We start from the raw sequence: 7493 nt of genomic DNA, 5'->3' as shown, positions 1-7493 counted from the left end.
CCCGCCCCCGCCCGGGCCTTTACGGCCATGTACGCTAACGCGGGGGGGGGGGGGTTCCCCCCGCGCCGGGCGGGGGGGGTTAACAGGGGGGGGCGCCGCCGTCGGGCGCCCCCCTTTCCACTGCCCTGTCGAGCCGCTAGGAGCGCGCACCGTGTCAGACGTTCTCTCGTCACCCTTGTCCATCACTCTCGACGGGGAACGGACCACGGTGGAGACGGGGACGACCGGCGTGGACCTGTTCCAGGGTCGCCGCGACGTCGTCGTCCTGCGTGTGAACGGTCAGCTCAAGGACCTCGACACCGCCGTCGCCGAGGGCGACGAGGTCGAGGGCGTGACCATCGACTCGCCCGACGGGCTCGACGTGCTGCGCCACTCCGCCGCGCACGTCCTGGCCCAGGCCGTCCAGCAGGTCAACCCCGACGCCAAGCTCGGCATCGGCCCGCCCATCCGCGACGGCTTCTACTACGACTTCGACGTCGAGACCCCGTTCACCCCCGACGACCTCAAGGCCCTCGACAAGGCGATGGCCCGCATCGTCAAGGACGGCCAGACGTTCAAGCGTCGCGTCGTGACCGAGGACGAGGCGCGCGCCGAGCTCGCGAACGAGCCCTACAAGCTCGAGCTGATCGGCCTCAAGGGCTCCGGCTCGGTCGACGATGAGGCAGGGGAGGGCGTGTCGGTCGAGGTCGGTGCCGGTGAGCTCACCATCTACGACAACCTGCGTCGCGACGGCTCCGTGGCCTGGAAGGACCTGTGCCGCGGCCCGCACCTGCCCAGCACGCGCCTCGTCGGCAACGGCTTCCAGCTCATGCGCAGCGCCGCCGCCTACTGGCGCGGCAGCGAGAAGAACCCCCAGCTCCAGCGCGTCTACGGCACGGCCTGGCCCACCAAGGACGAGCTGCGCGCCTACACCGAGCGCCTGGCCGAGGCCGAGCGCCGCGACCACCGTCGCCTGGGCGTCGAGCTCGACCTCTTCTCGTTCCCGGACGAGATCGGCTCCGGCCTCGCGGTCTTCCACCCCAAGGGCGGGATCATCCGCAACGAGATGGAGGAGTACTCGCGCAAGCGGCACATCGAGGCGGGCTACTCGTTCGTCAACTCCCCGCACATCACCAAGGAGAAGCTGTACCAGGTCTCCGGGCACCTCGACTGGTACGCCGAGGGCATGTACCCCCCCATGCACCTCGACGAGGAGCGCGACGCCGACGGCACGCTGCGCCGCGCCGGGCAGAACTACTACCTCAAGCCCATGAACTGCCCCATGCACAACCTGATCTTCGACGCGCGCGGCCGCTCGTACCGTGAGCTCCCGCTGCGCCTCTTCGAGTTCGGGACGGTCTACCGCTACGAGAAGTCGGGCGTCGTGCACGGTCTGACCCGGGCCCGCGGCTTCACCCAGGACGACGCGCACATCTACTGCACGCGCGACCAGATGAAGTCCGAGCTGACCGACGCGCTCAACTTCGTCCTCGACCTGCTCAAGGACTACGGGCTCGACGACTTCTACCTCGAGCTCTCGACGCGCGACCCCGAGAAGTCGGTCGGCACGGACGACGCCTGGGATGAGGCGACCGAGACGCTGCGTCAGGTCGCCGAGGAGTCGGGCCTGGCCCTCGTGCCGGACCCGGGCGGCGCCGCGTTCTACGGCCCCAAGATCTCGGTCCAGGCCAAGGACGCGATCGGCCGCACCTGGCAGATGTCGACCATCCAGCTCGACTTCAACCTGCCGGAGAAGTTCGACCTCGAGTACCAGGCCTCGGACGGCACGCGTCAGCGCCCCGTCATGATCCACCGCGCGTTGTTCGGCTCGATCGAGCGCTTCTTCGCGGTGCTCACCGAGCACTACGCGGGCGCGTTCCCGGCCTGGCTCGCGCCGGTCCAGGTCGTCGCCGTGCCGGTCGCCGAGCCCTTCAACGACTACCTGGCAGACGTCGTCGCCCAGCTCCGGGCCCAGGGGATCCGTGCCGAGGTCGACTACTCGGACGACCGCTTCGGCAAGAAGATCCGCACGGCCAGCACCCAGAAGGTGCCGTTCGTGCTCATCGCCGGCGGCGAGGACGTCGAGGCCGGCGCGGTGTCGTTCCGGTACCGCGACGGGCGCCAGGACAACGGCGTGCCCGTGGCCGAGGCCATCGAGCGGATCGTGTCTGCGGTCCGCGAGCGCAGCCAGGTCTGACGCGTGACGTCGGACGGCGCAGGGGCCGGGTACTCGGTCGAGGGCCCGGAGGGGCATCCTCGGTTCGACGACGGGATGGACCGGTTGTGGACCCCGCACCGGATGGTCTACATCGGTGGGCAGGACAAGCCGGTCGACGACCGGTCGTCGTCGTGCCCGTTCTGCCGGGTCCCTGCGCTGTCCGACGAGGACGGGTTGGTGGTGGCGCGGGGCACGTGGTGCTTCGTGGTGCTCAACCTGTACCCGTACAACCCGGGGCACCTGATGGTGTGCCCGTACCGGCACGTGTCGGACTACACGGAGCTGACGCCCGAGGAGACCGACGAGCTGGCGCGGTTGTCGCAGCGGGCGATGCAGGTCACGCGTGCGGTGTCGGGTCCTGACGGTTTCAACCTGGGCATGAACCAGGGAGCTGTCGCGGGGGCCGGTATCGCGGCGCACCTGCACCAGCACGTGGTGCCGCGCTGGTCGGGGGACGCGAACTTCCTGCCGATCGTGGCGCACACCAAGGCGGTGCCGGAGCTGTTGGGGGACACCCGGGCCCGGTTGGCGGCGGCGTGGGGTGCGGCGCCGTCCGTGGCACCTGACCAGGCCGCCGTGGCGGACGAGAACGACGTGGCGCCGGTGGCGCCCACTTCCGAGGAGAGCTAGATGTTCGGTCGGCTGCGCGCCGTCGTGACGAAGTTGTTCACGCCGATCGCGGCGTTCCTGCTGCGCATCGGGGTGTCCCCGGACGCGGTCACGATCGTGGGGACGCTCGGGGTCGTGGCGTCCGCGCTGTGGCTGTTCCCGACGGGGCACCTGTTCGCGGGCACCATGGCGATCATGGTCTTCGCGTTCTCGGACGCTCTCGACGGTGTGATGGCACGGCTGTCGGGGCGCTCGGGTCCGTGGGGGGCGTTCCTGGACTCGACGCTGGACCGGCTGGCGGACGCCGCGATCTTCACGGGGCTGATCGTGTGGTTCGTGCGCACGGACGACACATGGGGCATCACGGCGGGGCTCGCGTGCCTTGTCCTGGGGTCGGTGGTCCCGTACGCGCGGGCCCGGGCCGAGGGGCTGGGCATGACGGCCGCCGTGGGGATCGCGGAGCGTGCCGACCGTCTGGTCGTGACGCTCGTCGCGGCGGGGCTCGTGGGTCTGGGTCTGCCCGTGACGGTGCTGGTCGTGGTCCTGGGCCTGCTCGCGGCCGCGAGCGCCGTGACGGTCGTGCAGCGGATGGCGACGGTGCGTCGTCAGGCGGTCGCTGCTGCGGGGGGTGCCCCGTCGGAGGGTGCTGCGGCGTCCGAGGGTGGTGCCTGAGGTGGGGGTGAGTGCGGACAAGGCGTTCACGTTCGCGTGGCGCAACGCGCACAAGGTGCCGGAGCCGGTGCTGCGCGGGTTGTTCACGGTGATCGCGGACGTGGCGTGGGCGTCGCGCAAGGGGGGTGTGCCGCAGCTGGAGAGGAATCTGGCGCGGGTGCGTCCGGACCTGGACGCGCGGGGGCTGCGCCGGTTGAGCCGGGCGGGTATGCGGTCCTACATGCGGTACTACCGGGAGGCGTTCACGTTGCCCGCGGCGTCGCCTGCGCAGATCGAGGCGCGGGTGCGGCTGGAGGGGTTCGAGAACTGCCTGCAGTTCACGTCGCAGGGGGTGACGCCGTTGCTGGCGCTGGGGCACATGGGCAACTGGGACCTGGCGGGGGCGTACGCGACGCCGCACATCGCGCCGGTGCTGACGGTCGCTGAGCGGCTCAAGCCCGAGGAGCTGTTCCAGGAGTTCCTGGCGTTCCGGAACTCGTTGGGGATCGAGATCCTGGCCCTGGGGGACGGGGACGTGTTCCGTGAGCTGATGCGCGGTGCGCGGGGGCCGGGCAAGCTCATCCCGTTGCTCGCGGACCGTGACCTGACGGAGCGCGGCGTGGAGGTGGACCTGTTCGGTGAGCGGGCCCGGGTGGCTGCGGGGCCGGCGGCGCTGGCGGTCTCGACGGGGGCGCCGTTGTTGACGGCGTCGATCCGGTACGAGCGGCTGACGGGGCCCCGGCGGCGGGCGGCGGGGACGCCGTGGGGGATCGTCATCCGGTTCTTCCCGCCGGTCGCGGTACCGGACGGTGTGCCGCGCAGCGAGCGGGTGGCGGCGGTGACGCAGGCGTGGGTCGACCAGCTGGCGGAGGGTGTGGCCGCGGACCCGGAGGACTGGCACATGCTGCAGAAGGTGTTCGTGGCGGACCTGGACCCGGACCGGTACGCCCGGACACGGGCGAAGGACGCGCAGGGTTCGACGGGTGGAGGGGCGGTGGGCTCGGCATGAGCCTGAAGGTCGGGATCGTGTGCCCGTACTCGTTCGACGTCCCGGGGGGTGTGCAGTTCCACATCCGGGACCTGGCGGAGGCGCTCATGGCGCAGGGGCACGAGGTGTCGGTGCTGGCCCCTGCGGACGAGGACACCCCGATCCCGGACTACATCACGTCCGCTGGTCGTGCGGTGCCGGTGAAGTACAACGGGTCGGTGGCGCGCATGACGTTCGGTCCGGTCACGGCGGCGCGGGTGCGCCGGTGGTTGGACGCGGGCCAGTTCGACGTGCTGCACCTGCACGAGCCGGTGACGCCGTCGTTGAGCATGCTGGCGCTGTGGATCGCGCAGGGTCCGATCGTGGCGACGTTCCACACGGCGCTGATCCGTTCGCGCGCGTTGCAGGTGGTGTACCCGTTGGTGCGCCAGAGCCTGGAGAAGATCTCGGCGCGCATCGCGGTCTCGGAGGACGCGCGGCGCACGCTCGTGGAGCACATGGGTGGTGACGCGGTCGTGATCCCGAACGGGGTGTACGTCGACACGTTCGCCGACGCGGAGCCGTCCGCGAAGTGGCAGGGGACCCCGGACGCGCCGACGATCGCGTTCCTGGGGCGCCTGGACGAGCCGCGCAAGGGCCTGCCGGTCCTGACGGCCGCGATCCCGCGCATCCTGGAGCAGGTCCCGGGGGCGCGCTTCCTGGTCGCGGGTCGTGGGGACCAGGGGCGCGCGGACGCCCTGGAGGCGTTGGGCGAGGCCGCGAGCGCCGTGGAGTTCCTGGGGTCGATCTCGGACGAGGAGAAGGCGTCGCTGCTGTCGTCGGTGGATCTGTACATCGCGCCGCAGACGGGCGGGGAGTCCTTCGGGATCGTGCTGGTGGAGGCGATGAGCGCGGGGGCGTGCGTGGTGGCCTCGGACCTGGGGGCGTTCCGCCGGGTCCTGGACGAGGGGGAGGCGGGGGCGTTGTTCCCGGTGGGGGACTCGGTCGCGTTGGCGGAGACGGTGGTGCGGGTGCTGGCGGACCCGGGCGGCAGGGAGCGGTACTGCGAGCGGGCGATCTCGTTCGTGCGCCGGTTCGACTGGTCGACGGTGACGGCGGAGGTGCTCGCGGTGTACGAGATGGCGTTGGCGGCGTCGGACGCGGTGATCCCGGTGCACGAGGACCCGGCGTCGCTGCGTGGCGGTCGCCGGTTGGGGTTGTGGCCCCGCCCGGAGCAGGAGAGGAGCCCGTCGTGACGTGGTCGGAGATCGCCATCATCGTGGTGGCGGTGGTGCTGGTGGCGGGGTGGGCCCTGTGGGTCGCGGCCTCGCGCCTGGACCGGTTGCACCGCAAGGTGATGGCGTCGCGGCTGGCGTTGGACGCGCAGCTCGAGCGGCGGGCGTCGACGGCGCTGGACCTGGCGCGGGCGGGGGAGCTGGACCCGGCGAGCTCGGTCCTGGTCGCGGAGGCGGCGTACGCGGTCCTGGACGACGACCTGCGCATGCGGGAGGTCGCGGCGGCGGTGCCGGGCCTGGCGGAGCTGGTGGCGGCCCCGGAGGGGGTGCGCGGGCCCGACGGCGGCACGCCCGTGGTGCGGGCGCCTCGCCTGCTGGCGGGGGTGGGGATGGCGCGGGCGATGGCGGAGAGCGACCTGTCGGCGACGTTGCGCGGGGCGCTCGAGGACCCGCAGGAGGTCGCGGAGATCCGGGCGTCGCCGGCGGGGGCGGAGCTGCTGGCCGCGTTGGCGGGGGCCTGGTACCGGGCGCAGATCGCCCGCCGGTTCCACAACGAGGCGGTCGCGCAGACGCAGCGCCTGCGCCGCACCTGGTACGCCCGGGCGTTCTCCCTGGCGGGGCACGCGCCCATGCCGGTCACGGTCGAGCTGGACGACGCGTGGCCGCCGGCGCTGGACCGCAACCCCTGAGCGGTGCCGGTGCCCGAGGGGTGAGCGCGCCTCCGTAGACTGGGGGTGACGTGCAAGCATGTCGGCGGCACGAGCGTGACCCCTGCTCGTGCGTCCCAACGTGAAGATTCGAGGTTTCGCGGTGTCCGTGGAGAATTCCGGCGAGAACAGCCCCCAGGTGACCGACGTCGTCGGCTCGGCCAAGGTCAAGCGCGGCATGGCCGAGATGCTCAAGGGCGGCGTCATCATGGACGTCGTCACGCCCGAGCAGGCGAAGATCGCGGAGGACGCCGGTGCGGTGGCCGTCATGGCCCTCGAGCGCGTCCCGGCGGACATCCGCGCCCAGGGTGGCGTCTCGCGCATGAGCGACCCCGACATGATCGACGGCATCATCGCGGCCGTGTCGATCCCCGTCATGGCCAAGGCGCGCATCGGCCACTTCGTCGAGGCGCAGGTGCTGCAGGCCCTGGGGGTCGACTACATCGACGAGTCCGAGGTCCTGACCCCGGCCGACTACGCGAACCACATCGACAAGTGGGCGTTCGACGCGCCGTTCGTGTGCGGCGCGACGAACCTGGGCGAGGCCCTGCGCCGGATCACCGAGGGTGCGGCCATGATCCGCTCCAAGGGCGAGGCCGGCACGGGCGACGTGTCCAACGCGACGACGCACATGCGCACCATCCGCGCCGAGATCCGCCGCCTGACCTCCCTGCCGGAGGACGAGCTGTTCGTCGCCGCGAAGGAGCTCCAGGCGCCGTACGAGCTCGTCAAGGAGATCGCCGCGACGGGCAAGCTGCCCGTCGTCATGTTCACCGCGGGCGGTATCGCGACCCCGGCCGACGCGGCCATGATGATGCAGCTCGGCGCCGAGGGCGTGTTCGTCGGCTCGGGCATCTTCAAGTCCGGCAACCCCGCCCAGCGTGCCGCGGCGATCGTCAAGGCCACCACGTTCTACGACGACCCGGCCGTCCTCGCGGACGTCTCGCGCGGCCTGGGCGAGGCCATGGTCGGCATCAACGTCGACGACATCCCCGTCCCTCACCGCCTCGCCGAGCGCGGCTGGTGACCCCGCGGGCCGGTCGGGCCGTCCCGGAGCCCCGGGGCCACGCCCCCGTGACCTCCTCGTGACGAGCCCCCCCGACCGGCCCGTCGGCCACGCCCCGACC

General features: G+C 71.9%; 7 protein-coding genes. All 7 read left to right on the top strand.

Annotated features, from left to right (window positions below; translation table 11 throughout):
• The first annotated feature begins 151 nt into the window (after positions 1-151).
• The 7 genes from thrS (at position 152) to pdxS (ending at position 7393) form a co-directional block, all read left to right on the top strand.
• Complete coding sequence (gene thrS / locus ACFRCR_RS14915; protein ID WP_377678593.1) at positions 152-2176, top strand: threonine--tRNA ligase; 2025 nt, start codon at positions 152-154, stop codon at positions 2174-2176.
• A gap of 75 nt (positions 2177-2251) precedes the next feature.
• Positions 2252-2827 carry an HIT family protein gene (locus ACFRCR_RS14910; protein WP_377678598.1) on the top strand — a complete coding sequence of 192 codons (576 nt, stop codon included), beginning with the start codon at positions 2252-2254 and terminating at the stop codon, positions 2825-2827.
• Positions 2828-3478 (top strand): phosphatidylinositol phosphate synthase, encoded by a 651-nt coding sequence (pgsA, locus tag ACFRCR_RS14905; RefSeq protein ID WP_377678591.1) that lies wholly within the window; start codon positions 2828-2830, stop codon positions 3476-3478.
• A 1-nt stretch (position 3479) separates the two neighbouring features.
• Positions 3480-4466, top strand: coding sequence for a phosphatidylinositol mannoside acyltransferase (locus tag ACFRCR_RS14900; RefSeq protein WP_377678596.1), 987 nt, complete (start codon positions 3480-3482; stop codon positions 4464-4466).
• A gap of 2 nt (positions 4467-4468) precedes the next feature.
• Entirely contained in the window at positions 4469-5680 is a 1212-nt protein-coding gene (locus tag ACFRCR_RS14895) for a glycosyltransferase family 4 protein (protein WP_377678595.1), read from the top strand.
• The gene (locus ACFRCR_RS14890; protein ID WP_377678590.1) at positions 5677-6348 is read left to right on the top strand and encodes a hypothetical protein; all 672 of its coding nucleotides are present in this window, start codon (positions 5677-5679) and stop codon (positions 6346-6348) included. Before ACFRCR_RS14895 ends, ACFRCR_RS14890 begins: the two co-directional genes overlap by 4 nt.
• A 121-nt stretch (positions 6349-6469) precedes the next feature.
• Complete coding sequence (gene pdxS, locus ACFRCR_RS14885; RefSeq protein WP_206053308.1) at positions 6470-7393, top strand: pyridoxal 5'-phosphate synthase lyase subunit PdxS; 924 nt, start codon at positions 6470-6472, stop codon at positions 7391-7393.
• Positions 7394-7493 lie beyond the last annotated feature (100 nt).

Source organism: Oerskovia sp. NPDC056781 (assembly GCF_042789955.1).
In the GTDB taxonomy this organism is placed as follows: Bacteria; Actinomycetota; Actinomycetes; order Actinomycetales; family Cellulomonadaceae; genus Oerskovia; species Oerskovia rustica.
Note: the sequence above shows the minus strand (reverse complement) of the source record. Positions and strands in the feature narration are given on the sequence as shown.

Bases quoted from the DNA above. Each gene is read 5' to 3' on its own strand.
- ACFRCR_RS14910 (WP_377678598.1), top strand. From the start codon at position 2,252: ATGGACCGGTTGTGGACCCCGCACCGGATGGTCTACATCGGTGGGCAG.
- pgsA (WP_377678591.1), top strand. From the start codon at position 2,828: ATGTTCGGTCGGCTGCGCGCCGTCGTGACGAAGTTGTTCACGCCGATC.